Source organism: Kosakonia oryziphila (genome assembly GCF_900094795.1).
Taxonomy (GTDB): Bacteria; Pseudomonadota; Gammaproteobacteria; order Enterobacterales; family Enterobacteriaceae; genus Kosakonia; species Kosakonia oryziphila.
Genome location: NZ_FMBC01000006.1, coordinates 14,422 through 39,968, shown reverse-complemented (window position 1 = coordinate 39,968; position 25,547 = coordinate 14,422). Strand labels below are relative to the sequence as shown.

The 25,547-nt window shown below is 54.9% G+C and carries 22 protein-coding genes; 1 reads left to right on the top strand and 21 read right to left on the bottom strand.

Annotation, left to right across the window (positions count from 1 at the left end; translation table 11 throughout):
- Nucleotides 1-43: 43 nt before the first annotated feature.
- From GA0061070_RS04315 to GA0061070_RS04255, 13 genes are all read right to left on the bottom strand, one after another.
- Nucleotides 44-424 (bottom strand): DcrB-related protein, encoded by a 381-nt coding sequence (locus GA0061070_RS04315; protein WP_090133972.1) that lies wholly within the window; start codon nucleotides 422-424, stop codon nucleotides 44-46.
- A gap of 149 nt (nucleotides 425-573) precedes the next feature.
- Entirely contained in the window at nucleotides 574-2,010 is a 1,437-nt protein-coding gene (locus GA0061070_RS04310) for a serine/threonine protein kinase (RefSeq protein WP_090133970.1), read from the bottom strand.
- A 26-nt stretch (nucleotides 2,011-2,036) separates the two neighbouring features.
- Nucleotides 2,037-4,649 carry a type VI secretion system ATPase TssH gene (gene tssH / locus GA0061070_RS04305; protein WP_090133968.1) on the bottom strand — a complete coding sequence of 871 codons (2,613 nt, stop codon included), beginning with the start codon at nucleotides 4,647-4,649 and terminating at the stop codon, nucleotides 2,037-2,039.
- A 44-nt stretch (nucleotides 4,650-4,693) separates the two neighbouring features.
- Nucleotides 4,694-5,737, bottom strand: a complete 1,044-nt coding sequence (gene tssG, locus GA0061070_RS04300) for a type VI secretion system baseplate subunit TssG (protein ID WP_090133966.1) — start codon at nucleotides 5,735-5,737, stop codon at nucleotides 4,694-4,696.
- Entirely contained in the window at nucleotides 5,734-7,605 is a 1,872-nt protein-coding gene (tssF, locus tag GA0061070_RS04295) for a type VI secretion system baseplate subunit TssF (RefSeq protein ID WP_090133964.1), read from the bottom strand. Before tssF ends, tssG begins: the two co-directional genes overlap by 4 nt.
- A gap of 2 nt (nucleotides 7,606-7,607) precedes the next feature.
- Complete coding sequence (gene tssE, locus GA0061070_RS04290) at nucleotides 7,608-8,177, bottom strand: type VI secretion system baseplate subunit TssE (RefSeq protein WP_090133962.1); 570 nt, start codon at nucleotides 8,175-8,177, stop codon at nucleotides 7,608-7,610.
- Nucleotides 8,170-8,982 carry a type VI secretion system accessory protein TagJ gene (locus tag GA0061070_RS04285; protein WP_090133960.1) on the bottom strand — a complete coding sequence of 271 codons (813 nt, stop codon included), beginning with the start codon at nucleotides 8,980-8,982 and terminating at the stop codon, nucleotides 8,170-8,172. The genes tssE and GA0061070_RS04285 overlap by 8 nt, the downstream gene beginning before the upstream one ends.
- Nucleotides 8,983-8,991: 9 nt before the next feature.
- The gene (locus GA0061070_RS04280; protein WP_090133958.1) at nucleotides 8,992-10,011 is read right to left on the bottom strand and encodes a hypothetical protein; all 1,020 of its coding nucleotides are present in this window, start codon (nucleotides 10,009-10,011) and stop codon (nucleotides 8,992-8,994) included.
- A 20-nt stretch (nucleotides 10,012-10,031) separates the two neighbouring features.
- The gene (locus GA0061070_RS04275; RefSeq protein WP_090133956.1) at nucleotides 10,032-10,826 is read right to left on the bottom strand and encodes a PP2C family protein-serine/threonine phosphatase; all 795 of its coding nucleotides are present in this window, start codon (nucleotides 10,824-10,826) and stop codon (nucleotides 10,032-10,034) included.
- On the bottom strand, nucleotides 10,823-12,607 hold the full coding sequence (gene tagH / locus GA0061070_RS04270) for a type VI secretion system-associated FHA domain protein TagH (RefSeq protein ID WP_090133954.1): 1,785 nt from the start codon (nucleotides 12,605-12,607) through the stop codon (nucleotides 10,823-10,825). The genes GA0061070_RS04275 and tagH overlap by 4 nt, the downstream gene beginning before the upstream one ends.
- 113 nt (nucleotides 12,608-12,720) lie before the next feature.
- Nucleotides 12,721-12,894 (bottom strand): hypothetical protein, encoded by a 174-nt coding sequence (locus GA0061070_RS25435; RefSeq protein WP_244153034.1) that lies wholly within the window; start codon nucleotides 12,892-12,894, stop codon nucleotides 12,721-12,723.
- Between the two features lie 236 nt (nucleotides 12,895-13,130).
- A complete protein-coding gene (locus GA0061070_RS04260) occupies nucleotides 13,131-14,132 on the bottom strand; it encodes a hypothetical protein (protein WP_090133951.1) in 1,002 nt (333 codons plus the stop codon).
- A gap of 287 nt (nucleotides 14,133-14,419) precedes the next feature.
- Nucleotides 14,420-14,902: an Hcp family type VI secretion system effector gene (locus GA0061070_RS04255; RefSeq protein WP_090133949.1), complete on the bottom strand. Its 483-nt coding sequence runs from the start codon at nucleotides 14,900-14,902 to the stop codon at nucleotides 14,420-14,422.
- Nucleotides 14,903-15,164: 262 nt separating this feature from the next.
- Here GA0061070_RS04255 and GA0061070_RS04250 point away from each other — a divergent pair, with 262 nt between their 5' ends.
- The gene (locus GA0061070_RS04250) at nucleotides 15,165-15,374 is read left to right on the top strand and encodes a hypothetical protein (protein WP_090133947.1); all 210 of its coding nucleotides are present in this window, start codon (nucleotides 15,165-15,167) and stop codon (nucleotides 15,372-15,374) included.
- Here the strand turns inward: GA0061070_RS04250 and GA0061070_RS04245 are convergent.
- From GA0061070_RS04245 to GA0061070_RS04205, 8 genes are all read right to left on the bottom strand, one after another.
- Complete coding sequence (locus tag GA0061070_RS04245) at nucleotides 15,371-15,583, bottom strand: hypothetical protein (protein ID WP_090133945.1); 213 nt, start codon at nucleotides 15,581-15,583, stop codon at nucleotides 15,371-15,373. The two genes, GA0061070_RS04250 and GA0061070_RS04245, sit on opposite strands and share 4 nt — an antisense overlap.
- On the bottom strand, nucleotides 15,576-16,235 hold the full coding sequence (locus GA0061070_RS04240; protein ID WP_090133943.1) for a hypothetical protein: 660 nt from the start codon (nucleotides 16,233-16,235) through the stop codon (nucleotides 15,576-15,578). Before GA0061070_RS04240 ends, GA0061070_RS04245 begins: the two co-directional genes overlap by 8 nt.
- A 603-nt stretch (nucleotides 16,236-16,838) precedes the next feature.
- Nucleotides 16,839-18,338, bottom strand: a complete 1,500-nt coding sequence (gene tssC / locus GA0061070_RS04230; protein WP_090133942.1) for a type VI secretion system contractile sheath large subunit — start codon at nucleotides 18,336-18,338, stop codon at nucleotides 16,839-16,841.
- A gap of 3 nt (nucleotides 18,339-18,341) precedes the next feature.
- Nucleotides 18,342-18,866, bottom strand: a complete 525-nt coding sequence (tssB, locus tag GA0061070_RS04225; RefSeq protein ID WP_090133940.1) for a type VI secretion system contractile sheath small subunit — start codon at nucleotides 18,864-18,866, stop codon at nucleotides 18,342-18,344.
- A gap of 74 nt (nucleotides 18,867-18,940) precedes the next feature.
- The gene (gene tssA / locus GA0061070_RS04220) at nucleotides 18,941-19,954 is read right to left on the bottom strand and encodes a type VI secretion system protein TssA (protein ID WP_090133939.1); all 1,014 of its coding nucleotides are present in this window, start codon (nucleotides 19,952-19,954) and stop codon (nucleotides 18,941-18,943) included.
- Between the two features lie 11 nt (nucleotides 19,955-19,965).
- Entirely contained in the window at nucleotides 19,966-20,673 is a 708-nt protein-coding gene (tagF, locus tag GA0061070_RS04215; protein WP_090133937.1) for a type VI secretion system-associated protein TagF, read from the bottom strand.
- A gap of 17 nt (nucleotides 20,674-20,690) precedes the next feature.
- Entirely contained in the window at nucleotides 20,691-24,305 is a 3,615-nt protein-coding gene (tssM, locus tag GA0061070_RS04210; RefSeq protein WP_090133935.1) for a type VI secretion system membrane subunit TssM, read from the bottom strand.
- Between the two features lie 3 nt (nucleotides 24,306-24,308).
- Nucleotides 24,309-25,547 carry a DotU family type VI secretion system protein gene (locus GA0061070_RS04205; protein ID WP_090133932.1) on the bottom strand — a complete coding sequence of 413 codons (1,239 nt, stop codon included), beginning with the start codon at nucleotides 25,545-25,547 and terminating at the stop codon, nucleotides 24,309-24,311.

Here is a 25,547-nt window from a genome sequence, read left to right as displayed (position 1 = left end):
CTATAAGTTTATCTCAGCAATGCCAGCGCATCACTGATATGTTTTATTTTGCACGATGAAATTTAATGCTCTGGATTATTTCCTGGTATTGTCTTTGATGATTTTCACTGAATTCACCGGGAAAAGTGCCTACATAGCTGACCATTTTTTTCCCGGATATTGCATCATCCAGTATAATTAGTGTCTGTCGTTGATAAATAATGCAGTTATCATTTTTGAATTGATAAAAGAGTTCGACAGCGGGATAACCGTCCACCTCCAGCATTTCTGAGGATTCGAGATGAAAATCTGTGAGGGTTATTTCCAGCTCACGTATTTTTTTTGCGGCGACGGTATGAACTTTATCATCGGGTTGAACACTGGCTCGAGACACGACAAACGTAAATTCACTGTCACCGTTGTTGCTGTGTGTTAATAAGTTCATGGCTCTGTCTTTTTTAATATGTCGGGCAATACAACCGTACCGATCGAAACAGGACGACATCACATTATGTGTAATGCGAGAGAAGTGAGGGGGAGGTAATTCTCCCCGCATTTTGCCGGGCACAATATTACCCGACGAGATAGTGCTGATTAAGGTTGAGGATTAATTAACCAGGTGCCCGGTTTAGCAATAGTAATGGTCTGACTACGGCTCTGACCGTTCCCCTGCAGGAGCACGTCGTAACGACCTGGTTGCAGTTTCAGTGAAGCAAAACCATTCGTCACTGGAGAAACGGACTGCGCTTCACCATTGAGACTCAGTTTTTCACCCTCTTTCATGCGCACAAAAAGTTGCGCGACAGGCGTCTGGCTGACCACCGGCGTGGTGCTTTGCGTAGCGGTCTGCGCAGGTGCTGTCTGTGCGGCAGGCGCTTCCCGCACAGGTTGCTGTACCGGCGGTGCGGGTGGTTCTTTAGGCGTAACGCTGGCGGTCTGCGCCGCCTCTTCCCGCGCTGAACTGCCGCCGAATAACATTGCTCCGGCGATGATGCCGACAATCACACCGGCAGCCACCAGGCCCGGCAATTTGTAGCGTTGCCATCCCGGCGCAGCCGGTTTTCCTTCTGCCTCTTCGACCGGTACCAGCATGGTGCCGGGCTGTTTAACGCTCAACACATCACCAAGCCCGGCAACTGGCATCTCGATCAGCGCAGCGAACTCATCTACGGTCTGCGGACGATCTTCCATCTTCAACGCCAACGCACGATCCACCGCCTGCAACAGCGAAGGGGTGTACCCCGGCAGATTGCGCTGCGCCAGCGGCATATAGGTGTCCTGAATGCTACGCACCACACTAACTGGCGGCGGCGAACCGATAATCAATGTATGCAGCACCGCGCCAAGAGCGTAGATATCGGTCCACGGCCCTTGCTCGCTTTCGTTGTCGTCGGTGTATTGTTCGATAGGGGCATAGCCCGGACGCAGCATGGTTTCCGTTTCATCCGAGACAGAACCGATACTGCGGCGCGCGGAGCCGAAGTCAAGCAGCACCGGCAAGCCGTTATCCTGGATCTGGATGTTATCCAGCGAGATATCGCGATGCAGATACCCTTCATCATGGATGCTTTTGATCGCGCCCAGTAGCATCGGCAGCATGCGGCGGATCCAGGCTTCGTTAATCAGCGTTGGGTTTTTCTCGCGCAGGCGGGAAAGCGTGGTGCCGCTATAGAACACTGTCCCCATGTAAGCGGTATCATTCTGCACCCAAAACCGCAGCACGTGCAGCAGGTTCGGGTGGTTAAAACGCGCCAGCAGACGCGCTTCGTGAATAAAACTGTTAAGCCCGGCGGTAAAAGCTTTGCTAAAACGCTCGCTGCGCAGTACCAGCGTCATGTCGTCATTGCGTACAGCCAGTGAAGAGGGCATAAACTCTTTAATCGCGATAGTGCGTTCAAGCTGATGATCCCAGGCGCGATAGACGATGCCAAAACCACCGCCGCCAATCACTTCTTTAATTTCGAACTCGTTGAAGCGATATCCAGGCGGCAGTGCATTCGGTACACTCCGGTTGTTATCGTGATCCGTCATAGTGGAAAACTCTCTTGATAATGGCTTTACGCCGCAAACTGACAGTGAAACTCACCCTGCTCAAGCGTGACACGTAAGCGCTTATATTGCTCGTCCCGCGCGCTGGCGTCGAGTAATAGCTGGCTCATCATTGGCAGCAGAGTGTTCGTAAGGATGGCGTCCACCATACGGCCGCCTGATTCAACTTCGGTACAGCGCGCCACAATCTGCCCGACCACGCTGTCATCGATTTCCGAGATAATGCCGTGGTTTTCCTCCAGACGGCGCTGAATGCGCTTAAGCTGCAAACGCACAATCTGCGCCAGCATCTCGTCGCTGAGCGGAAAATACGGCACCACCAGCAATCGCCCAAGCAATGCAGGAGGGAAAACCTGCAACAGCGGCGGACGTAATGCATCGCGCAGCGCGTCTGGTTCCGGCATCAGATCCGGATCGGCACACATGCCGGTAATCAACTCAGTGCCGACATTAGAGGTCAGAATGATGATGGTATTGCGAAAATCGATATGGCGGCCTTCACCATCTTCCATCCAGCCTTTATCAAACACCTGGAAGAAGATTTCATGCACGTCAGGATGCGCTTTTTCGATCTCATCCAGCAGCACCACGCTGTACGGGCGACGGCGCACAGCTTCGGTTAACACGCCACCTTCCCCATAACCGACATAGCCCGGAGGTGCGCCTTTTAGCGTGGAGACGGTGTGCGCTTCCTGGAACTCACTCATATTGATGGTGATAACATTCTGCTCGCCGCCATACAGCGATTCCGCCAGCGCCAGCGCCGTTTCGGTTTTGCCGACGCCGGAAGGACCGCAGAGCATAAACACGCCAACTGGCTTGTTCGGATCGTCGAGGCGGGCACGCGAGGTTCGCACGCGTTTGGCGATCAACTCCAGTCCGTGACGCTGACCGATCACGCGCTCATTCAGTGTATCCGCCAGTTTCAGCACCGCATCAATTTCATTTTTCACCATCCGTCCCAGCGGAATGCCGGTCCAGTCGGAGACTACCGCCGCCACCACGTTGGCATCGACTGAGGTGAACAGCAGCGGTGCGTCGCCCTGCAATGTTTTAAGCGCCTGTTGCTGCTGCGCCAGCGAGTCACGGAGAACGGCCAGCTCCTCTTCCTCCCCAGTGTGCAATTGCGCGCGCAGCGCGATGATGGCATCAACCAGCGCCTGCTCCTGCTGCCAGCGCTGCGTCAGTTCATCGCGTAACTGTTCCTGCTGTTGACGCGCGACAGTTAATTTCTCTACCCGCACGCTGTCGCCAGCCGCCATTTTCGCTTCGCGGTTGGCAATCTCGATCTCCACCTCCAGCGCGGCAATGCGGTGCAGGCAATCTTCCAGTTGCGGCGGCGGCGCGCTCAGGCTGACGGCGACGCGGGCGCAGGCTGTATCGAGCAACGCCACGGCTTTATCCGGCAACTGACGCGCCGGAATGTAGCGGTGAGAGAGCTTCACGGCAGCGACGACCGCTTCATCAAGCAGCAACACGCGATGGTGTTTTTCCAGTGCAGAAACCGTGCTGCGCAACATTAATACCGCTTTCTCTTCATCCGGCTCGGCAACCTGCACGGTCTGGAAGCGACGGGTTAATGCCGGATCTTTTTCTATGTATTTCTTATATTCCGCCCAGGTGGTCGCGCCGATGGTACGCAACTGTCCGCGTGCCAGCGCCGGTTTCAGCAGGTTGGCGGCATCGCCAGTACCCTGCTGACCACCTGCGCCAATCAGAGTGTGAATTTCGTCGATAAACAGAATGATTGGTGTCGGGCTGGATTGCACTTCGTTGATCAACGCTTGCAGCCGCGCTTCAAACTCGCCTTTCATTCCCGCTCCCGCCTGCAACATGCCGATATCCAGCAGCCACAGTTGCACGTTCGCCAGCGGTTCCGGCACATCGCCTGCGGCAATTCGCAGCGCTAACCCTTCCACTACCGCCGTTTTTCCGACCCCGGCTTCGCCGGTTAACAGCGGGTTGTTCTGGCGGCGACGCATCAAAATATCGACCATCTGGCGGATCTCTTCGTCGCGGCCCACCACCGGATCGATTTTGCCATCGCGGGCCCTGGCTGTTAGATCCTGACCATATTGCGCCAGCGTGCCCTGTTGCTGCGGCACGGCGGCGGTATCGCCAACGGCGGTTGCCGTCTGCTGCGTCTCTTTACTATTGGCAAAAATCGCCTCGAAATTGTCGAGCAGCGCATCGGCGCTCACTCGTTCAAACTGCGACGAAATGCCTTTCAACACGGTCGCCAGGCTCCAGGTTTTCAGGATCCCCGCCAACAGATGGCCGCCGCGAATGCGCGTGACGCCAAACTTCAGCGAGCCGTAAACCCACGCCCGCTCAACGGCGGTATCAATATGTTCCGAGAGATCGGAGACCGAGCTTGCGCCGCGCGGCAGTTTATCAAGCGCGGCGACGATATCCCGCGTCAGCGCCTCTTCATTTAGCGAAAAATGGCGGATCACCTGTTGCAGGTCGCCCTCTGACTGTTGCATCAACTGGTGCAGCCAGTGAACCAGCTCGACGTAGGGGTTGCCACGCAGTTTGCAAAACGCAGTGGCGCTTTCCAGCGAGGTAAATAACAGCGTATCGAGTTTGCCGAACAGGACGGCGCGGCTAATTTCCGACATTGTAAATTCCGTTAGTTGTCACGTCAGATGAATAAGACGAAAGGTTATCCTTCCGGGCTGAATACCAAATCTCCGCGCGGATGCGGCTGTGGCTGAGCGCCAAGCCAGGCGCTGTAGCCAAGACGACCGGTGCCACCAAGCGTTGCGCCGGCAACATCTTCATGGCGCAGGATCACGCGCAGCGCCCACTCATATTCGATGCCCAGATACTGGCGCACCCAGTCACGCATCTCGGTCACGGCTTTTTCACCGGGCAAGAAACGCCGGTAAGTCCCGGCGGACAGCGGGCCAATTTCGATGCGAAACTTATGGCTCACGTCGCGCACGGCTTTACCAAGAAAGGCCGACTGCCCAAGGCGTGGCGCATGTCGACCGCCCTGCAAACGCGCGCGTTCGCGTTCGCTTAACGGCATCCACTGCGGCACGTTTTCGACGATCGACACCGGCACATTAAAATAGCAGCGCAGGATCTTCTCCAGCCCTTCCGGATCGCGTCCATTGCGCGTCAGATGTCCGGCCAGCGCAAAACGCGTATGCGGGCTGAGACTGCCTTTTTCCAGTTGACCTGGTTGCCCCATGCCTATTAACGAGGCGATGTAGTGTTCAAAACGTTTATTGTCGTCCCGGTCGAGCGACACCGTGGGCTGTGCGTCCGCCCATGCGCGATAAAACAGCAGCGACAGCCGGTGATGAAACAGATCGGCAAAGGCACTGAGGCTATCGTCCTGGTGATGATCGATGCGTTCGCGGGCATATTCTGTCAGATGGATCGGCAGCGGGCCGTTCGGGCCGAACAACCCGAAGCTGAGAATAGAGATATCGTACAGCGGCGAACCGTCGCGCTTACGGACTTCGGCAAGCGTCGACGGCGCAAAGCCCAGCGATGGTTTTTGCCCGATGCGCACCGATTCGAAACGCGGTAGCGGCGCGCGCCCGAGCGGATAACGTTCCCCGCCGCGGGCATCAATACGTCGCAACAGGCTGAACAGATCGTAGCGCCACGGCGTGGCCATCACGTTCTGCCAGAATGCCTCCGGTAGCGAACTGGCGCGAACAATCTGCGGCGCGCTGGTCAGGGCTTCGCTCATATTAGCGCCCTCTTGCCCATGCGCGGCGGCCAGTAACCGATTTCACCGCGCTGCTGGCTTTTCAGGGTGAACTCGGTAAAGCTGTTCATTCCCACCAGCCGCGCGAAAACGCGCTCCAGCAGGCTGCCAAACAGCCACGGGCTAAAACCAGAAAATGCCTGTTCATCAACCGTCAGCGTAATGCCAATACCGCGTGCAAATACGATCGGCCCCGGCTCCGGCACGCGGCGATGCACAGGCTCCAGCACGCAGTGGCGCACGCCGTCTATCTGGCGCGCCACCGGCGCTTCCGCCAGCCGCGTGTACAGGCCCAGAAGCTGGCGCAACGCGGCTGCACCTTCACCATCCTCACCGTCCATCAGACTGAGATAGTTCATCTGCAACTGGCTGATCAGCCGCCATGTACTTAACCCCTCCGCCAACGCCGGTCGCGGCGGTGTCGGGCCTTTGCGCAGGTGCAGGGATTTCACCGGTAGCGAATCAGGCATCACGAACTGCCCCATATCCTGCTGCAACATCAGCGGTAAGTCGCGGCTGGTGCACAGCACGTCAGCGGTGATATAGCGTAGATCTTCGCGCCACGGCGCATGCTGCTCATCGACCAGCGAGGCAAACACTTCGGAACCGATATAGCCGGTACGGGTGCCGTAGCGCTGCGCATGTTCCGATAAAGTGCGTTGCTCACGGCGCACGGAGAAGTAAGCACCGTAGTTGCCTTCATCCTGGCTCCAGCTACTCCAGAACGGGCGAAACGTCTGCTCATCGCGCTGACCATCGACGCTGGCGTGGATTTTGCGTACCGCATAGATTTCGTAATCGAGCGGGCGAATGTTATCCACCACCAGATGGTATTCGTGCTGGTTATCGTTCAGCTTTTGCCTTTCGGCCACTTTCGGGAACAGATTAATCACCGGCGTACAGTGCAGCGCAAGGTGGTTTTTATCCACTACCCGCTCCAGTTGCTCATCGGCTTTATCCAGCAGAATGATGATATCGAACGAGCTGGCATCGCCGCTTTGTGCCACCAGCGAACGCAGCCCCTGAAGGCTGATAAACAGGAAACGCTGGGGGAAGGCGAAATACTCCTGCAACAGACGGTAGCCGTCGAAGTTGCGCAGATCGTCCGGCAATAGAGACTGGCGGGCGGCAAAGCCTTCCTGCTGCAATGCGTCATCGGCCAGCACCTGCAACGGTGCACTGTCGCTGTTGGCCTGACAAACAATGCCCACCTGGTGCCCCATCAGCAGTTCCAGCAGTTTCAACGCCTGTATATCCGGGCCACTGAGGAACAGTTCCAGGCGATCGAAATCGAGATGTCCGAGGTTAACCGGGCCATCACAGCTTACACGAATGCGCAGCGCGCTTTGCGCCCCGCGTTGGCTCAGGCCGACTTTCGCCAGCGGCAGATCGGCAGGTACGCCGCCCAGTTCCACCTGACTGATTTTCAGCGGTAACAACGTGACATCATGCGCGGTGGTATAGCTACAGGTGACGCCGCTCTTCTTCATTACCTGGCTGTCCATCATGGTACCGCGCGGCACCACAAAGCCGTTGCTCAGATCCCCTTTCGCACTGTCCGGCGTCAGTTCCGCAATCGCCATCGACGGCGTCGGCGCGAGATAGTTAGGCGCCACCATCTCCAGCAGACGCTGGGAGAAGCGGGGAAATTCAGCGTCCATCTTCAGTTGTACGCGGGAGGTCAGGAAGGCAAAACCCTCCATCAGGCGTTCAACATACGGATCGGCAACGTCCATGCCACGCATGCCGAGGCGTCCGGCCACTTTCGGATAGCGCCCGGCAAACTCCTGGCCCATTTCGCGCAGCCAGGCCAGTTCGCGGTTGTAGTACTCAAGTAATTTGCTGTCCATGATTACCCCGCCTCTTTTAGCTCGAAATGCCCGTTTTCCAGATCCACATCTGTGCGGAACAGAAACTCCAGCGGATACGGTACGCACCACAAGCGCCCTTTGATTTCAATCGACAACACATTGTGCAGATCCAGCGACTGGGTATCGGAAATGCAGCGAACCTGCAACCCCTGCGGCAAAATGCGCGGTTCAAAATGCAAAATCGCGTTGGTCAGCTTGCGCTGGATATCCTGCCATTCGATGTCCGACATCCGCTTCCCTGCCAGCGGCGACACACCAAAATTAACCACTGAGCGGCGCACTTCGTCAAAGGCGCTCAGATCCTGCTGCGCTTCGTTGTTGATGGTATTGAACAACCACTGCAAATCACGCAGTACGTGGCGTCGCAGCATGGCATGGGAGACCAGGTTACTGTTCAGCGGCTCCTGAACTTTATCCGGCGCGTCATCGGTAAGGCGATCGAGCAGCGACGGCTGCATTTTGTCGCGTGCGCCGACGGTCTCTTTGCCGCGTCGCGAGCGCCAGCCGCTGCGCAGCAGATCACTCTCTTCATCGTGGGCGGAATTACTCATCTGCAATAGCCGTGTCGAAACTCAGCGTGGCCAGATCGAGCAGCGAGTACTCGGCGTTGTCGTTGAGCCAGGCTTTTTGCCCGTGGGCCAGGAAGTGCGGTGCATCACCCGGTAGCGCCTGCCACTCGGTGACGCGGGCGAGTTTAAAGCGCTCTTCGGCTTCGCTATCCAGCGGATAACGTGCCGGGATCTGGCACACCTGTTCGCTGCCATCCAGCAAACGCACCAGCGTATGACGCCACACCAGGTCGGTGACGCTGGCTGGCGGCTGAAACTGCATGGCGGCAATTGCGCTGAACGGCAGCCAGAAATAACGACCGTTGACGATCGCTTCACAGACCGGGCCAAAGCGGCTGTCGCCATCCATCAGCCAGTCGAAAGTGTGCGTTTCGCCAGCCTGAGTTGTTAACTGGCCGGGATTCGCCTCGGCGCTCTCCAGTGCGGCTTCGCGGTGTGCGCCAGGCTCGGTGGATTCCGGGTCCAGTGCGCTGACCATTGCCGCCAGCCACGGCCACTGCCGATCTGGCGTTAGCGGACGAGCGCGACCAGCCATCACGTCGGCACGCTGGCGTTCACCGTTGATGGCCTGCTCCAGCAGTGTCACCGTCGGTTGTGCCTGCGGTTTCAGCGCCAGCCAGCTTTTCAACTGCGCCAGCGCGCGCGGCCAGTTGCCGTCGAGGCAAAGAAGCTGGACAAAAGCTGCACGCAGATCGGCATCGCCGGGCTGGGTACGAATGCGGCTTTCCAGCCGGGCCAGGCTCTCTTGCAGGGATTCGCCCGCCAGTTGTTGCAACAGGGTGTTCATCGCCGCTCCTTAGTTCAGGGTCTTGTAAGTCCCGACCGCCGGATCGCGCAACTGCGGGTGCAACGAATCGATCAGCAGAATATTAAGCCGCGTACCCGGTTCGAGCCACGGCGTCCAGGCTTTACGCACTTCATCAAGGCGCGCCTGCAAACGAGTGGCATCGCTGGCGACATCGCGGGAGATTTCCACCGCCACCGTGCCGTTCGCCTGCCAGCCGTTGAGACTGTTGACGTAGGGCAGGATCATCCAGCTCTGCGCCAGGCTGCCTTCGCTGACGACCATGCGTTCGTTGTTAACGGTGGTGATCAGCAGACGATCGGCGTCAACGCTGTCGCTCAGGCCGATCACCGGGAAACCGTGAACAAAGGTCATGGTGATCTTTTTCTCTGCGCCGTTGCTGATCTGCGTCACTTCGCTGCGTCCGTTCAGCCAACCGCCCTTCTCACATTTGCCATCCTCTTTCGCCGGAATAAACAGCGCTGGTGCGCTGGCATCGCCCTGCCAGAAGGTGCGCAGATGACAGCCGTCCTGCAGGGTAAATTCCTGCCACGGCGTACGGTTAGCGGCCGGAGAGAGATCTTCAGCACGCTCTGTCGGCGGCGTCAGGGCTGCGGACGAGGACGAGGACGAGGATGAAGAAGTGGAAGCGGAAGGGGAAGCGGCTTCGGTTGCGCCCGTCGAGGTGACGACCGGTGCCCACTCTTTCGCTTTATCGGCAGTCCCTTCAGCCAGCGTCGCGCCCTGCGGGTCAGTCAATTTCCAGTGCACCTGCGTCAGCGTGCCGCACTGGTTTGCCAGCAGCGCGCCAAGGCGTGGTAAAAAGTTATTCAGTACGGCAGGTTTTTTATCGCCGCTGGCGACAATACGCAGCGGTAAGGTTTTGCTGCACCAGCTTTTCGGCGTGTTATCCGCAATGTTATCGATCCAGACATCCAGTTTTTGCGAAGGTGACTGCACGATGCGGTAGTTTTCTGCCTGTACGCTGCCACACACCGCCAGCAGAGCCAAACCCGGTAGCCAAAGTTTCATAAAAGTCCTTGTAAGCTGTATCAATCACGAAGAGGGAAAAACTGGGCGGCTTCAGAGAGCGTATGCAGTAGCGTCGTCTCCTGAGGTGTGCCCATCCACACCGCTACGGCGCTATAGTTGTCCTGCCGGGTCTGCGCCCCGACACTGTTTTTCAGCAGGATTTGATTCATTAGCGTCAGCCACTCGTCCGGCGTATTCACCATATGCAGCGACTGTTGCATCTGCTCTTCACTAACGCCGTGCCAGAAGCCATCGGTACAGAGCAAAAAGGCATCGCCATCTTCAATCGGCACCACATCACTGTAGCTTGGCTCGCGTTCATCTTTACCAAGGCCCAGCGCGAAGTAGAGCAAGTTACCGTTGATGCCTTCGGTCTGGTGTCCGGCATCTTTCATCTGCTGCACCAGGCTGTGGTCAGTGGTGACATGATAGAGCCAGCCGCGACGAAAGTGATAAAGGCGGCTGTCGCCCGCGTGAGCCCAGTAGGCAAGCTGATAATCCCGGTCGATAAACAGGCTTACCATGGTCGTACCCATACGGTGATAATCCTGCACCGCTTTCTGCTCTTCGCGGATAGCGCGGTTAGCATCGTTGACGTACTGACGAATGTACTGGGCATTCAGGTGTTCATCGCCATCAAAGCGGCTGATGATGGTGTTACGCGCCAGTGTGGCCGCTACATCACCGCCGGGTAACCCGGCGATACCATCACATACCACAAAGCAGGCGGCACGTTCGCCGATGTTTTCCCCGGTCTGGTCCTGATTACTGGCACGTTCGCCCTGTCGGGATATGGAGGCCGTGCTGATATTCATTCTTCCGATCCGCTTTGTGAGTCTTTGTACTGGTTAACCTCCATGTCATAAGCATGGAGGAACGCTTCGCCAAACAGGGTATGGAAGTCATCGTCGATTTCGCCCGCCGTTTGCGCATAAGTACGCACAAAGTAATCCCACAGGGCAGCTTTACGGTTCGAGAGCATGCCGAGACGCGCAGTTGCACCGTCGCGTTTGGCGTCATCTTCCAGTTGTTCCGGGTTAAACGACTGCAACATCGCGGCGATAATTGCACGGATCCCGGAAATCATGCCTAGCTGGTGCGCCTGTAAGTCGATCAACGCATCACGCACCGATTTTTTCGGCGGCATAAAACCAGGCATCCGCGTACCAAACATCTGCATCAGCACGGTTTTGCCAGATGGCAGCAACTTGAATGGGTTGTTGGCATCATCCAGCACCATCGTCATATCGGCTTTAACGCCGCGTTTCAGAATCGAGCGCGAGGACAACAGCGCAACGGTCCCCTGGGAAAACATGCTCAGCATCTGCCCGAGCTGACGCATGTTCTCTTTATCAAACTGCGGTACCGGCTGCATATCGCCAAGCCCCATGCCTTCCAGTAACGCGTCCAGCAGCTCGCCTTTCAGCACATCACTGCTGTCGCCATTGCTGACGGCTGGTGTGCTTCGCGCTTCATTGCTCTGGAGTGGATCAATACGCAGACGTCCTTTCGGCGTTTGCGCCGCGCTGCGCTGTACCGCTTGCGGCGTCGGCAGGGTGATACCCGCATAATCCTGCGGCTCCGACACTGGATCCAGCTCTTCATCGACGAACAGCGGCGTGGCGCTGAGATCTTCCGCGCGCAGTTCGGTGATGATCGGCTGTGGTTGTTGCGGCGGCGTCGCGCTGTGCAGATCGGTGATGACAGACTCGGCGGGTTTCGCCGGAACTATCTCATCCGCATGCGCCAGCGGCACTGCACTGCTTAGCAGCCCAAGCGGATCGTCGCTGTGTGCCACCGACGTGCTACTGCCACCAAATAGCGCTAGCGGATCCAGTTCATCCGCTTCCGAAGCAGGTTTTTGTGCGGCCCGATCAAGCGGAGGCACCAGCGCGGATGGCGTAGCGTCGTTAAAGATGCTGTCATTTTTAAAAAGTTGTTCATCATTAAACAGCTGATCGGAAGCGAGGGTTTTCGGCGTCACCAGCGGCTCGTTGTTATTCAACAGCGAGAGCGGATCTTCCGGGTTACGCTCCGGCTCTTTCGGCGCGGCAAAGGGGTTGAGATTTTGCGTTTCCGGCGTTTTCGCCCGGTTGCTGGAGATACTGTCGGAGATGGAGAACTCCTGCATCAGGCTGTCCCAGATTTCCGTTGGCACTGACGCCGGGGCGTTTTCCGCTACGCTTTTCGACGCCGGGGCGGGCGCAGGTTTGGCCACTTGCGGCTGAACATGCTTCGGATACATCTCCTCCGCCATGCGGCTTATTGGCTGCGTATCCTGAATCAGTTCGGTAACTTCGATACGGTATTCATCAATGCCCAGAATATCGCCATCCTGCAATTCGACCTGACGGCCACGTTCCAGGGGAATATCATTCAGCACTACGCGGGTCACATTGCCGCGATTGGTGATGCGACATTCGCCATTACCGGCGATATGAACAATCGCCTGCAAGCGAGAAATGGAGCGGTCGTTATCCGGCAGCACCAGGTTGTTATCAGTGCCGCGGCCGATAGTGCCGCCAGGCGGATAAAAGTCGCAGCGGCTTTGCGGCGGCTGATGACCGGGTTTACTGGTAATAATCGTGAATCGCATAGCATATTCCTGCTGGAGTTATGTGCACTCAAACGGCGCCGTTTTCCATAAAGCGGCTGCGTTTGAATACCGCCAAATTAGGCATTCTAAAATTGTTTTCGCCAAAGATATTATCAGCCGTAAAGATAAATAAAAATTAACATTTCACAAAGCCAGAACCCTGTAATTGCATATTGGATCATATATAACCGATGAAGTCTGAGTATCCAACCCATTTTTTCTTGCGGTAATTGTTGGATATAGGCATACGCTTCAGGCTGGACATTGCGACCTGGTGCGAATTTCATTTTTACGCCTTTATACAATCTGACGAAATAAATAATTTTATGATGATTCAGTAACGAGCCCAAAAAAGATGAGTAATTTGTAACCAGATCCAAGTCAAATCCGTTACTTCTGTATTCAGTCAATAATTCATTGTACGAAACTTCATGCCTTTTGAAATATTGCGACGTTATCACTGTCATGATCAACAATAACAAAATAAATAATATATTGAGAATAATCAGTATCAACTGCATTGTCATAATACTTTATCCACAATAAATTCTGCACTTTTACCTGCTACAGTCCCCGCAACTTCGCCTGTCAGATACCCGCCCGCAGCGGCACCAACAATTGAGCAGGCCAGATAGCCCAATCCACCGCTCATAACGCCAAGTGCAACACAAACAGCACCAGCAGCCAGTGAACCCATTGTACCACCATAAATGCCACCAGCTACACTTGCGCCAAACTTGCTGTATTCCTTTACCGCCACCTTAACACATTCATTTTCACGACCAGCGGTGCAAGCATGGTAAACCTCATTAGTGGAATTCAGACCAGCGAAACCGATAGCAACCCACCCACCCATCTTCATGAAACGAGCCGATTTTGCGGCGTTCTCAATCCAGGTTGAATAGCCTTTGATGCCACCGACTCCCGCAGTCGTCCACTCATGTACGATCGAACGGCTAGAAAGCCCGAGTGCATGTCGCAAATCTTCGTATGGTTTTAATTTTAATGCTAATCGGGATAACTTATTCAGAAGCTGAGTAAGTTCTCCGAAGAGACGTTTTCTTTCTACAACGAATTGTTCACCAATCAAAGTCCCGCTCGTTCTGAACTGGTTTTGATACGCCGTTTCGATCGCTTTTAATTTAGTTTCTATTTCTTTGAAATAGCGCTCGCCTGCATCACCTGCCACACCCAATGATTTATCCATAATGTTGGTAAGAGCAGCAATAGTTGCATAGTTACGATTAAAAAAATCGGCCTCATCATTGCTCAGACTATTCAGCACACTATTCACTTTTGTTTTTGCCAGGCATAACTGGCTCAGCATCATTTTATTTTCTGATTGCGGGTCAGCAATAATGAGCATTTGTCCAGGTTTTAACCACGGTGTGTCCCTATTTATTTGCATAAAATAGCGAGCAGCTTCGCTTTGTGGATTGCTATATAGCAGCCGGGCCTGAAAATCTAATGTGCCGGGTTGTTGAACAACAGTATAGCCGGGAATAATAGTACGTTGTGCGCTCATTGTTGTATTCCTTATCTCATACCTTTCGCACGATTTACTGCTCGAACAGACCATTTCTATAAAGCGGCTACGTTTGAATACCTGGACGGTTTCCAGTTACAGACTCTTTCTTCGATCCTATTCCGTTACTACACGCATTCATTATTTCTGGTGAGGCGCCATAAACGCGTCCTGCGTGGAGTGAGTCGAGAAATAACTTTTTTGACATCAGATACAACATCTTTGAGATACAGGCACAGAACCGCTGCCCTGTGCCTGCCGTAATGCGCGTCAAAAAAACAGCAACCTTACGCTTCTTTGTTTTCCTTGATGTTCCAGCCAGAGCTGGTTTCAGCACCTTTACCGCCGGAAGAGGACTGCTCCCAGTACTGCTGTTTCACTTTCGCAGCCTGGAATGCATAGGTCACACCCACGGTATCGCCGTTATCAGCACCGGTGTACTGAACAGACGTCACCAGCACATCTTCCAGCGTGATACGTGCGTATTCAACCTGCTGACCACCGGCTTTGCAGACGGAAAGCTCAACCTTGGTCAGGTGCTTACCGCTGGCACAGTGTTTCAGGATAGCCGTCGTGGATTTATCAATGAGTGCGTTAACATGCAGGTCATTAAAATTGACTTTACCAGCACCGCCGCCACCGCCAACGCTCATGTTTCCAGGTTGTGAAGCACCCCAGGAAAAAGATTTGATATCAGTCCAGCCGGTGTGGTTAGAGTCTTTAGATTCACCCGTAACTCCATCGACCTTCAGAAACATATCAATAGCCATAATATTTACTCTTCGTTAATGATAAATATTGCTTTCGAAAAAGCGCTTATATGGCAAACGGGTAAGCATGGGGCCGAATAAAACCGTCCATATTTTACCTCTGCCTCGTTGCTGTACAGCCGGGAGCTGTACAGTTTTTCACTTTCCCGCGGATTGCAGGAAATTGAAAACTCGTCATTGTTGTTGTCCGCATAGCACTAGACAACGCTGACAACGCTACCTAAAATCCCCTTTGTCTTCTATTAACCTGGATGGTCAGAAAATGAAAAAGGGTATTGCGCTGTTATTCATCTGCCTTTTCGCGGTCGTCAGCATCTACACTTTTATTGATATTATTGAGTCAGTGTTAAACGTCGCTCGCTATGAAACTCTTACTCTTGCTGCCTCAGGAACCCTCTTCGGCAAAGCGGTATTTTTACTCGTCGTGATTGTTGCTTTTATCTTTTCCATTAAGTTTTACCGGGGAAATTAAATCTGCGATTTTATTTTTTCCGCGACGGCATAAATAGCGATGGATGCGGCAACAATAACTACCAGAAAACCCGCATTCATCCAAACAGTTACACGCGTTCCGTGCCAGTCAAACAGAAACAGGTAATACCCCAATGAGGAAAAAAACAACAAGACCGAAATAAACATTAGCGCGTAGGCCAAAAGATATTTAATGATTTTTTCAGACACGGGAGACTCCGGCTAAGAAGTGATTAAATATCTCCTTATCACTGGTATTGTCGGTACCCTGATACTGAATAGCATCAATAAAGGGACGCACATTGTCCTCTACCAGAAAATAAAGTAAATCCAGATCGCCATTCGCTCGCAGCTCAAAGTAGATCTCTTTGTTTAGCCTTAGCAACTCGTAGGACGTGTAAATCGATCGCGACACTGACGCACCAACACTTAACACCCCGGTAATACCCGCCGAGACCAGAAATCGTGGAATGATCTTCGCCACGAACAATGACATCAGTTCATTAACAAAAATCATTTTAAACGCCATACCGCCAAGCTGTTTGCCCGAGAGTTTCAAGAAAAGTTTTTCGGATTGCGCTTCACTGAGGCCAGAGAGATATTTTCGCACCACAGTATTCAATATGCGTCGAACATCCTCCGAGGTCAGACCTTTTTTTATTAGGGTCAACAGTCTGATCCTGTCTGTCTGATTTCGCCAGCGATTATCAGTGTCAAAAAAATCTCTGGTTAAAGACCACAAATCTTCCGGGATATCCATAAACCCGCTGACGGCGTTCTGCATAAATATTTCCGCATTGTTCTTTTTGCGAGCTTCAAATAATTGCAACATTCCTTCAGCGATGTTCTTGGGTGAGTTCACGGGTCAACTCCTTGTATGTGACTAACTGTTATTTTAATTCCCAAGACCAGATCTGCGCCGATATCATTTGATGAGTAATACTGTTTTTTTAATTGCTCATATAACGGTCTCATCTTTGGCTCCCTTTTTTACAAGGCAGAAATTCCGTCATCGACTCAACAATAAAGTTGGCAACTGGTTGATTACGCTGTTCACTGCTCAGCTTTGCCAGACGTAAGAAAACGTACTCATGTGCAGAACCCGGAGTATCTTCTTATACCCACACCACGCTTTCCCTTTCGTTGCATCCAACACGCCGAGAAAATACATATCCGCTTTGATACGTTCGCACTCGTTATCTTTATTGTTCCAGGCATTAAAAAAACGTTCGGCAGTCAGATTCACATCGTGCCCGGTTAACAGAGACGGATCGCGTGGAAATCTGAGGTATCATCTTCCGGCAATGATTGAGTCTGAGAGTATTGATAAGTTTGTGTTTCTGCTAAAGCCAGAGTTGAGAAAACCAACAAACCGCTAACAGCCATTCTGTATAGATTCATCGCATATCCTTCTGTCGTGAAATCCTTCATGCCGCAGGCGCACCCTGCCTGCGGCACCTTCTGCTTACGCCTCTTTGGTTTTCAGCGATGGCAGTTTCGATACCAGACGCAGCGACACGGTCAGGCCTTCCAACTGGTAGTGCGGACGCAGGAAGAATTTCGCTGCGTAGTAGCCTGGGTTGTCCTCGATCTCCTGCACCTGAACTTCGGCTGCTGCCAGCGGTTTACGCGCTTTGGTTTCCTGTGAGGAGTTGGCCGGGTCGCCGTCGACGTAGTTCATCACCCAGTCGTTCAGCCAGCGTTCCATTTCGTCGCGCTCGCGGAAGGAGCCGATTTTGTCGCGCACAATGCACTTCAGGTAGTGCGCAAAACGGCAGCAGGCGAAGAGATACGGCAGACGGGAAGCCAGACGCGCGTTGGCGGTGGCATCGGCATCGTGGTATTCGGTTGGTTTTTGCAGCGACTGTGCGCCGATAAAGGCGGCAAAGTCAGAGTTTTTGCGATGGATTAGCGGCATAAAACCGTTTTTCGCCAGTTCTGCTTCACGGCGATCACTGATGGCGATTTCAGTCGGGCACTTCATGTCCACACCGCCATCGTCGCTCGGGAAGGTGTGACATGGCAGGTTTTCCACGGCACCACCGGATTCGACGCCACGAATTGAGGTACACCAGCCGTACTCTTTAAAGGAGCGGTTGATATTGGTCGCCATCGCGTAAGCGGCGTTGGCCCAGGTATAGTTGTTGTGGTTCGCGCCATCGGTCTCTTCTTCAAAATCGAAGCTATCCACCGGGTTAGTGCGGATGCCGTACGGTAGACGGGAGAGAAAGCGCGGCATCACCAGACCCAGATAACGGGCATCTTCTGATTCACGCAGTGAACGCCAGGCGGCGTATTCGGTGTTCTGGAAGATTTTCGTCAGATCACGTGGGTTCGCCAACTCCTGCCAGGACTCCATCTGCATCACGCTTGGCGCGGTGCCGGTGATAAACGGACAGTGCGCCGCCGCGCCGATACGCGCCATCTCGCCGAGCAGCTCAACATCCTGCGGGCTGTGGTCGAAGTAGTAATCGCCCACCAGGCAGCCAAACGGTTCGCCGCCGAACTGACCGTACTCTTCTTCGTAGATTTTTTTGAAGATCGGGCTCTGATCCCAGCCGACGCCTTTAAAACGCTTCAGGTTACGGCCCAGTTCCTGCCTGGAGATGCTTATAAAGCGGATTTTCAGCATCTCATCTGTTTCAGTGTTATTCACCAGATGGCTCAGGCCGCGCCAGGCGCTCTCCAGCTTCTGAAACTCTTCGTGGTGGATAATCTGGTTAATCTGCTGCGACAGCTTTTCATCGATACCGGCAATCAGGTTCTGAATGGTGCGGTAGGTATCGTTGGAGAAGGTTACGGTATTTTCCAGCGCCTGCTGCGCCAGCGTTTTCACCGCGCTTTCAACCGCGGAACGCGCCTGGTCGGTTTTCGGGCGAAACTCTTTGTTCAGCAGCGAGCTAAATTCGTTCTGGCTGAAAACCTGGGCGCCCTGCTGTTCATGTTGTTGCGAAGGATTGCTCATGGTTTACTCCTCTTTACCTTGCGCGTTCTCGTCGCTGTTTGGCAACTGGCTAAGGGATTTCAGCAGTGTCGGATCCTGCAACACTTTAGCGATTAACTCTTCAGCGCCGTTTTTCCCGTCCATATAGGTCAGCAGGTTGGAAAGTTGCGTGCGGGCTTCCAGTAGTTTGTTCAGCGGCTCGACTTTGCGGGCGATGGCATCCGGCAGAAAGTCATCCATGCTGTCGAAGGTAAGATCGACGTTCAATCGGCCTTCTCCCGTCAGCGTGTTATCCACGTTGAAGGCGACTCGCGGTTTCAGCGCTTTCATACGCTCATCGAAATTGTCGACATCGATGTCGAGGAATTTACGCTCCTCAATAGACGGTAAGTTCTCCACCGGTTTCCCGACCAGATCCGCCATAACGCCCATCACAAACGGAAGCTGGATTTTGCGCTCTGCGCCATACACTTCCACGTCGTACTCAATCTGTACGCGCGGCGCGCGGTTGCGGGCGATAAATTTTTGACCACTGTTACTTATTGGCATGATGTTCTCCATCGAATATGCGCGGTGAAGGTTTGACGGCTGGCGACGCGCCTGTCGTCATAACACGATACGCGTCACTCCTGACGCCCAAAGATGTTTTGCAACTGGCTTACGCCGTCGGGCGCCAGATCGCGAATAATTTCCATAAAATCGAGTTCGATTAATCGCTGTACGCGATCGATCATCAGCGGTGCCGGGTGGCTCGGTTCATGCTGAGTAAAGTATTGCTTCACTTTCTCCAGCATCAACTGTGCATCGGCGCGCGTCGTTACCTGCACCGTGCGCCAGTCGGTGTGCGCCGCGAGCGGTACGGCTACCGCCTGCGGTGCCGGGCTTTTTTGCTCCTCCCCTGCGGACGGCGCTGATTGCTCATCGCCACGGGAAGTCCGGCTTGCTCCGGCAATTATGCTGACCGTTTTTAGTAATTGTTCCATTTCCGGCACCCCGCTTTCGCCCAGTTGTTCCAGCAGCCATGTACGGATGGTTTGCAGGCGCCCTTCAATCTGCCCGATAGCTTCAATACCGGACTGACCGCCGCGTACCAGTTCATCAATCAAACGCACCCGGCCGCCCGGGTAACCCGCGCATTCGGTTTTGCTGCCATCCAGCAGCGCCTGTGCATCGCGCACGTTCAGTTCATCACCATTGCTGCGTAACAGTATTGACTGGCGCAACGTGGTGGTGAGCGCAGATTTGTCGCTCAGCGCAGCCAGCGCATTAATACGGTAGAAGGGATCGAATTCGCCGCCATCGTTAAGTGACGGCCAGAGCTGATCCCAGTACAGCGCCAGTGCCTGACCCAGCATCAACAAACCATCTGCATAGCCTTCCAGCCCACGGCGGCGCGTCCATGCATGGGTCAGCGCCAGCATGACGCGAATATCTTTCGTGCGTTCCAGCAGCGAGGTGGCCAGTTTTTCCACGCGATTCCAGTCGGCGGGTTCGGCAGGAATGATCGTGCTGCCAAACTGCTGCTCGGCTTTACCGAGACTGGCCTGCTCCATTGCCTGGAAGTCGGCGTCATATTCCAGATTCTCGCCGCACGGTTGCTCCGGGGTGACCGGAGCCAGTAAAGAGTCAATCGTCATCCGCAACCTGCTTATTCAAACATCGGAGGGTAAAGACCGTGGCGACCAGGTCTTGCGCCCCCCGCCGGGTCAAACAGCAGCGTAAAGAGCTGCCCGGTAAAATTGCCGCTGTGTACGTGTGTATAGAGCGGATAACCGTCACTACGGTTGGTCCACCAGAAACTGATCTGGCGCAGCGGGTCAAAACATTCGGCGGCCTGATTCCAGCCAATGGTCGATTCACCGTCGCCTTCATAACCGATCACATCAAGAATTTCCGAGCGCGATTCCGGCGCAACCAGTTGCACGGGTGGAATCGACAGTAGCGCCTGGTCAAGCTGTTCCGGCGAGTAGCCGTTACGGATAGCATGCAGCAGCGTACGGCCCAGTTGCTGATACCAGTCGCCCGCCTGTGCCAGATGGCGCGGCGTCCACTCCAGCGGGTTAATCGCCATCAGCGCGCAAATAGGATACTGCCGCCCAACGCTGTCACGCCCCGGCAGCAGACAGCCCATCTGGACTTGCTGCCCGCCGAGCATAGGCGGGACAACAAAATTCCATACCGGCGCATTGCCAAACTGGCGATCGCTGGCGCGCTGTTCTTCTTTTTGCCAGGTCATCAACCCCACCTGGAACCAGTGGGACCACTGCCGTTGCAGCGCATCGGGAAAGCGGCGCTGTAAAAAATCACCGGCACTCGGCAGTTTTCCGTACCAGCTTATTGCTGAAGTCATCGTCATTGGCGTTCCTTTGCAGTTCAAGGACATGCGAAACGGGGAAGCTGGAACGGGTTACGGATGCTGTTCGGCGCAAACTCCAGCGTTACCTGATGCCCGTCAACGGTGAATGTCGCCTGGCGGCTAAGGGTACTACTGCCGGGGCTGACGCGGGCTTTATCGAAAAAGCGATTCAGTGCCCAAGCGCCGTTGGTGACCAGCGTCGCGGTTGTACCGCTAGCCAGACCGAGTTGCATCCGCACCTGGTTGGTTCCGCCCGATCCCGGCCAGTTAACGATTTGTACCGCCTGCGGCCCGTGGCTGTAACGCAGGATTTGCCCGTCCACATCCAGTGTCATGGTCAGGATGGTGTTATCCATACGTACCGTGCGCACCGTGGTACGAAACGACGGGGTAGTGCTGCCATTGGCAAAGAAAGCATCACGGATAGATTGTGCCTGCTGAAACGGCACCAACAAACCTTCACTGCCCGGTAGTGTTTTGCCGTCAATACCCGGCATAAAGCGCCAGGTGGACTGTGTAGTATCGACTTTATTGGTGAGATTATCGCGAAAGAAGGTGTCCATCAGACCGGTGCCCGGTGCGAACATACGCGCCAGATCGTCCGGCGTGGCTTCGCTGCTGGCGGAGCGTACCAGCGGATAACGCCCGGCGATGGCCTGACGGCAGAAGCTGCCTACTTCAACGCTGATACGCTTGCGAACATTTTCCAGTTCCCGGCGCTGTGTATCGCTGCTGGCTCCCACTGCCATGTTACTGAACATGGTTTGCAGTCCTCCTGGCAGACGTCCGGCGCTGGCCTGTAAACGGCTGATCGCTTCGCCACCCGGCGGGGGCATCCCACTGTTGGCAGCATCCTGAACAGCAGTCAGATAGCGGTACAACTCATCAACCTGCTTGAGAAAATCATCAAAGACGAGGGTTTTTCCACCCTTTTCCAGCGGCTGCGCCAGTTCAATAATCGGCGCAAAGTGCTCGGTTACCTGTTGTTCCGGTGTCTGGCTGGCCGCAGCATTGGTGGCTTGTGCTGCACCGTCGTGGTTGCTGAACAGGGTTTCCAGCATCTGCGTACCACGGTTAGTGCTGCCATCGCGTTTCGCTTTTTCAGCGTCTTCCGGCTCATCCCGCGTCAGTTTCAGTTGCTGACTCAGGTTGATCACCAGCCGACGCAGCGGTGAGTTGTTGCCGGATAGCAAACGCGCCGTATTGATGCGCTGATTCAGATCGGCGCTGTTATTCAACTGAATGTCACTTAAGAAGTTGTCCCACAGGGTGATAAAGTCTCGGGCGTAGAGCTGACGCACCGCGTTATCCGTCTGCTGTTTGTCTTCCGGCTGAGTGGTCGCACCCAGTACCCAGCTATCATCTTCATGCAGGGAAGCGGTGACCGGTGCGATCCTGGCGTTGAAGTTATTCCAGTAACCATCCGGCGTGTACAACCCCGGCAGCCCCTCGCTCACTGGTTTGCCGCTTTTACGCGAAAAAACCAGCTCGCTTTGCGGCCCGCCAAGTGAAGCCAGCGAAACTGGCTTCAGGTTGTCATCATGTTCCAGCAGACGTTTCAGCCGGCCATAAACGCGTGTGGAGAGCGGTTGCTGGTTAATCATTGCCTGCTCGCGGCTGATTAACGCATCATCTTTGGCGTACGGCGATGACTGAATTTGCGGCTCCAGCAGTTGTGTCAGATGCCATTCAAGCTGGCGGATCTGCGCCTGGGTGACGTTCTGCGGCAGGTTGCGCTCCAGATTAAGCATCACCCACGAATGCAGAAATTTGCCGTCGTAATGTTTCGGCTGATAGAGCATTTGATAGGCTTTCAGCGCCTCGTAGCTGTACTCCACATCGCTGCCGTTATCGTTGCGCAGCCAGGTGGTAATGCGCATCGCCACTTCCGGCAATAGCATCTGTTGCAGCGCTTTCTGATACAGCGTCTGTGAGGCGTCGGCCACATCGTTACCGCGATACAATCCCATACGGCGGGTGATCGGCGGATTGTTGATGTCGAAAGCGTTGCTCTGCGGCAGCGCGGAAAGCCCGTTCAGCAGCGGCAGCATGGCAAAAAGATCGCCCTGCTGGCGGCTACGCAGGGCTTTGATCTCCTGCTCCAGCGCAGGCACTTTGGCTTGCACTTCATCAAGGTAATCTTTGTTATTGCCGTAGCTGGTCAGCCACAAGGCGCTGACAATAATCAGCAGCGCTAGCAACGCCGCATAACCGGACCAGATCACCGCCCGGCTGCGTAGCTCCCACCAACGGTTTTGTCCGGCAATACCCGCTTCCTGGAAGATGACGTTTTGCAGCACATGCTTGATAAAGAAGCTCTGGCCTTTTCCGCCCGGTACCGGCTCCTCTTTACTTACCGAATCCCAGTTATCCCCGGCTTTACCCTGTGGCAGCGAAAGCGCCCGGCTGAGTTCGCCCATCACGCGGTCGAAAGGCAGGCCTTCCTGCGTACCGCTGGCGAAATAAATACCTCGCGGCGAGAACTCGGTTTCGAAGTTAGAGCGGGCAAACAGTGTGTTCAGGTAGTCAGACAGCAGCGGGCGAAGTGCGGCGAACTCCTGCGGAAACAGGAAACATTCCGCGCGTGCCTGCGCATCGCTTTCCCGCAAGAGTGTGTCCGGTAGCGCCGCATCCAGCCGCTGCTGTAACAGGGCAAATTCCTGCAGAAAACTGCCTTGCAAGTCAAAATCCGCCAGTCTGGCTTTTTCCCACGGGAAGGTGAATCCCCAGATCTGGTCGCGCTGTGCTTTATCAAAACCGGCAAAATAGGCGCGAAAACCTTTCAGCAAGTCGGCTTTGGTTACCAGCACGTAAACCGGGAAACGAATGCCCAACTGCTCATGCAACTCAGTCAGGCGCTGGCGCAAATTGAGCGCCTGTTCACGGGAAGCTTCTGCGGATTGTGTCAGTAGATCGGCGATGCTGACCGTCACAATCACGCCGTTAATCGGCTGGCGACGGCGGTATTTTTGCAGCAGACCGAGAAATTTCGCCCATTCGCTGGCGTCCTGAACCTGCTCGCTCTCCTGCGTGGTGTAACGACCGGCTGTATCCAGCAGTACCGCTTCGTTGGTGAACCACCAGTCACAGTTACGCGTTCCGCCGATGCCGCGTAGCGCAGTTTTACCAAAGCGATCCGCCAGTGGGAATTGCAGGCCGGAGTTCACAAGCGCAGTGGTTTTCCCGGAACCCGGCGCGCCAATGATCACGTACCACGGTAACTGATACAGATACTGGGTGCTGAAGCGCTGTGTCCACTGTCCACGCAGGCCTGGCTGGTTAAAGTGGGCTTTTTTCAGTACCTGTGCGGCCTCTTCAAAGCGCTCATTGAGCACCTGATCTTCACTGTTCAGGCGTTTGCGCTCGAGCGGATCTTTGGCTTCTTCGCTTTTCAGGTTGTCCATCAGCTTGCGGTTGAGCCAGGCATTATAGAGGCGCGGCACAATGTGGCTGTGAACCCAAATCAGGTACATCACCGCAATAGTGATCATGCGGTTTTGCTCTGACTCAAGCGGACGGGAGTCGACGACGGAGAGCTGTGGGCCGATCATCCAGATCACGGCAGCCAGCCCCGTCACGCCAAGGAAACCCCACAAAATGCGGTTGGTCAGCAATGAAAGCAACATATTCATCCTTTAGTTTCCTTGCGGCAGTCCGTTTAGCTCGGCGGCCGTATTCTCCGGCGACACCAGCAAAGTAATCTCTACGCGGCGGTTGCGGGCGCGGTTTTCCGGCGTGTTGTTCGGCGCGATTGGGTTCATCTCCCCTCGCCCTTCCGCTTTCACGCGTTCCGGCTGCGACAGATGCTTTTGCAACAGCGACTGCACCGAGCGCGCACGCTCCAGAGAGAGCTCGTAGTTAGAGGCGAATCGCGCGCTGCGGATCGGCACGTTATCGCTAAAGCCGACCACCAGAATGCGGCCACTGACATTGTTCATGGCCTGGGCGACGCGGTCGATCACCGGTTCGTACCTGTCGCGCGCCACCGTCGAACCAGAGGCAAACAGCCCATCGCCTTTTAAGGTCACCACGCTGCGATCGGCTTCATCGCGCACCGCCACCAGCCCTTGCTGAATTTCCGGGCGCAGGAAGGCACGCAGATTAAGCACCGGCGGCGCACTTGCCGCTGGTTGGGCAATGGCGGCTTCCGGCAACTGCGTCTGATAGATTTTCGCCAGTACCGGGCTGGTGTTGTCGCCAAGCCGCCAGTTGAGCACAATATAGAACAGGCAGGCGAGGAAGCCCGCCAACCCAACGCAGGCCCATAATGGGATCACCGGACGCCAGAGTTTGCGCATCACCGGTTGATCTTCCGGATGCGGTGAAAGCGGCGGCGAATAGTTACCACGCACGCCACGGATCATCTGCCACAGACGCTGTTTGATGGTTTCCAGTTGCGTACGGCCGTTGTCCATCACCCGATATCGGCCTTCAAAGCCAAGCAGCAGGCAGAAGTTGATCAGCTCCAGCAATGCGATATGCTCGCGCGGGTTTTGCGACAGCCGCGCCAGCAGTTGGAAGAACTTCTCTCCGCCCCAGGTTTCGTTGTGGAATGTCACCAGCAGGCCGCTGCCGGACCAGACGCCACGGCTGCCCCACGGCGTCAGCGCTGCGGCTTCATCCAGCGCGGTACAGAGGCAATAGCGCGCGCCGACGATCACCTCGTAGGCTAGCCCGGATTGCTGGCAGCGCACTTCAAAACGGCGGATCTCATCAATTAAACGCTGACGCAAACCGCTTTGATCGTCATGGGAGACTGAAAAGCGGATTTGCGGTATTGCATTAAGTAGCGGGTTTGCCGCTGCGACCAAAGGATTGTTACCACTGGCTCCTGCCAGAGCGGCATCACTGCCGGCGGCGTTTTGTTCCTGCAT

Coding starts and splice junctions, on each gene's coding strand:
- GA0061070_RS04315 (WP_090133972.1), bottom strand. CDS start 424: ATGAACTTATTAACACACAGCAACAACGGTGACAGTGAATTTACGTTT.
- GA0061070_RS04310 (WP_090133970.1), bottom strand. CDS start 2,010: ATGACGGATCACGATAACAACCGGAGTGTACCGAATGCACTGCCGCCT.
- tssH (WP_090133968.1), bottom strand. CDS start 4,649: ATGTCGGAAATTAGCCGCGCCGTCCTGTTCGGCAAACTCGATACGCTG.
- tssG (WP_090133966.1), bottom strand. CDS start 5,737: ATGAGCGAAGCCCTGACCAGCGCGCCGCAGATTGTTCGCGCCAGTTCG.
- tssF (WP_090133964.1), bottom strand. CDS start 7,605: ATGGACAGCAAATTACTTGAGTACTACAACCGCGAACTGGCCTGGCTG.
- tssE (WP_090133962.1), bottom strand. CDS start 8,177: ATGAGTAATTCCGCCCACGATGAAGAGAGTGATCTGCTGCGCAGCGGC.
- GA0061070_RS04285 (WP_090133960.1), bottom strand. CDS start 8,982: ATGAACACCCTGTTGCAACAACTGGCGGGCGAATCCCTGCAAGAGAGC.
- GA0061070_RS04280 (WP_090133958.1), bottom strand. CDS start 10,011: ATGAAACTTTGGCTACCGGGTTTGGCTCTGCTGGCGGTGTGTGGCAGC.
- GA0061070_RS04275 (WP_090133956.1), bottom strand. CDS start 10,826: ATGAATATCAGCACGGCCTCCATATCCCGACAGGGCGAACGTGCCAGT.
- tagH (WP_090133954.1), bottom strand. CDS start 12,607: ATGCGATTCACGATTATTACCAGTAAACCCGGTCATCAGCCGCCGCAA.
- GA0061070_RS25435 (WP_244153034.1), bottom strand. CDS start 12,894: ATGAAATTCGCACCAGGTCGCAATGTCCAGCCTGAAGCGTATGCCTAT.
- GA0061070_RS04260 (WP_090133951.1), bottom strand. CDS start 14,132: ATGAGCGCACAACGTACTATTATTCCCGGCTATACTGTTGTTCAACAA.
- GA0061070_RS04255 (WP_090133949.1), bottom strand. CDS start 14,902: ATGGCTATTGATATGTTTCTGAAGGTCGATGGAGTTACGGGTGAATCT.
- GA0061070_RS04250 (WP_090133947.1), top strand. CDS start 15,165: ATGAAAAAGGGTATTGCGCTGTTATTCATCTGCCTTTTCGCGGTCGTC.
- tssC (WP_090133942.1), bottom strand. CDS start 18,338: ATGAGCAATCCTTCGCAACAACATGAACAGCAGGGCGCCCAGGTTTTC.
- tssB (WP_090133940.1), bottom strand. CDS start 18,866: ATGCCAATAAGTAACAGTGGTCAAAAATTTATCGCCCGCAACCGCGCG.
- tssA (WP_090133939.1), bottom strand. CDS start 19,954: ATGACGATTGACTCTTTACTGGCTCCGGTCACCCCGGAGCAACCGTGC.
- tagF (WP_090133937.1), bottom strand. CDS start 20,673: ATGACGATGACTTCAGCAATAAGCTGGTACGGAAAACTGCCGAGTGCC.
- tssM (WP_090133935.1), bottom strand. CDS start 24,305: ATGAATATGTTGCTTTCATTGCTGACCAACCGCATTTTGTGGGGTTTC.
- GA0061070_RS04205 (WP_090133932.1), bottom strand. CDS start 25,547: ATGCAGGAACAAAACGCCGCCGGCAGTGATGCCGCTCTGGCAGGAGCC.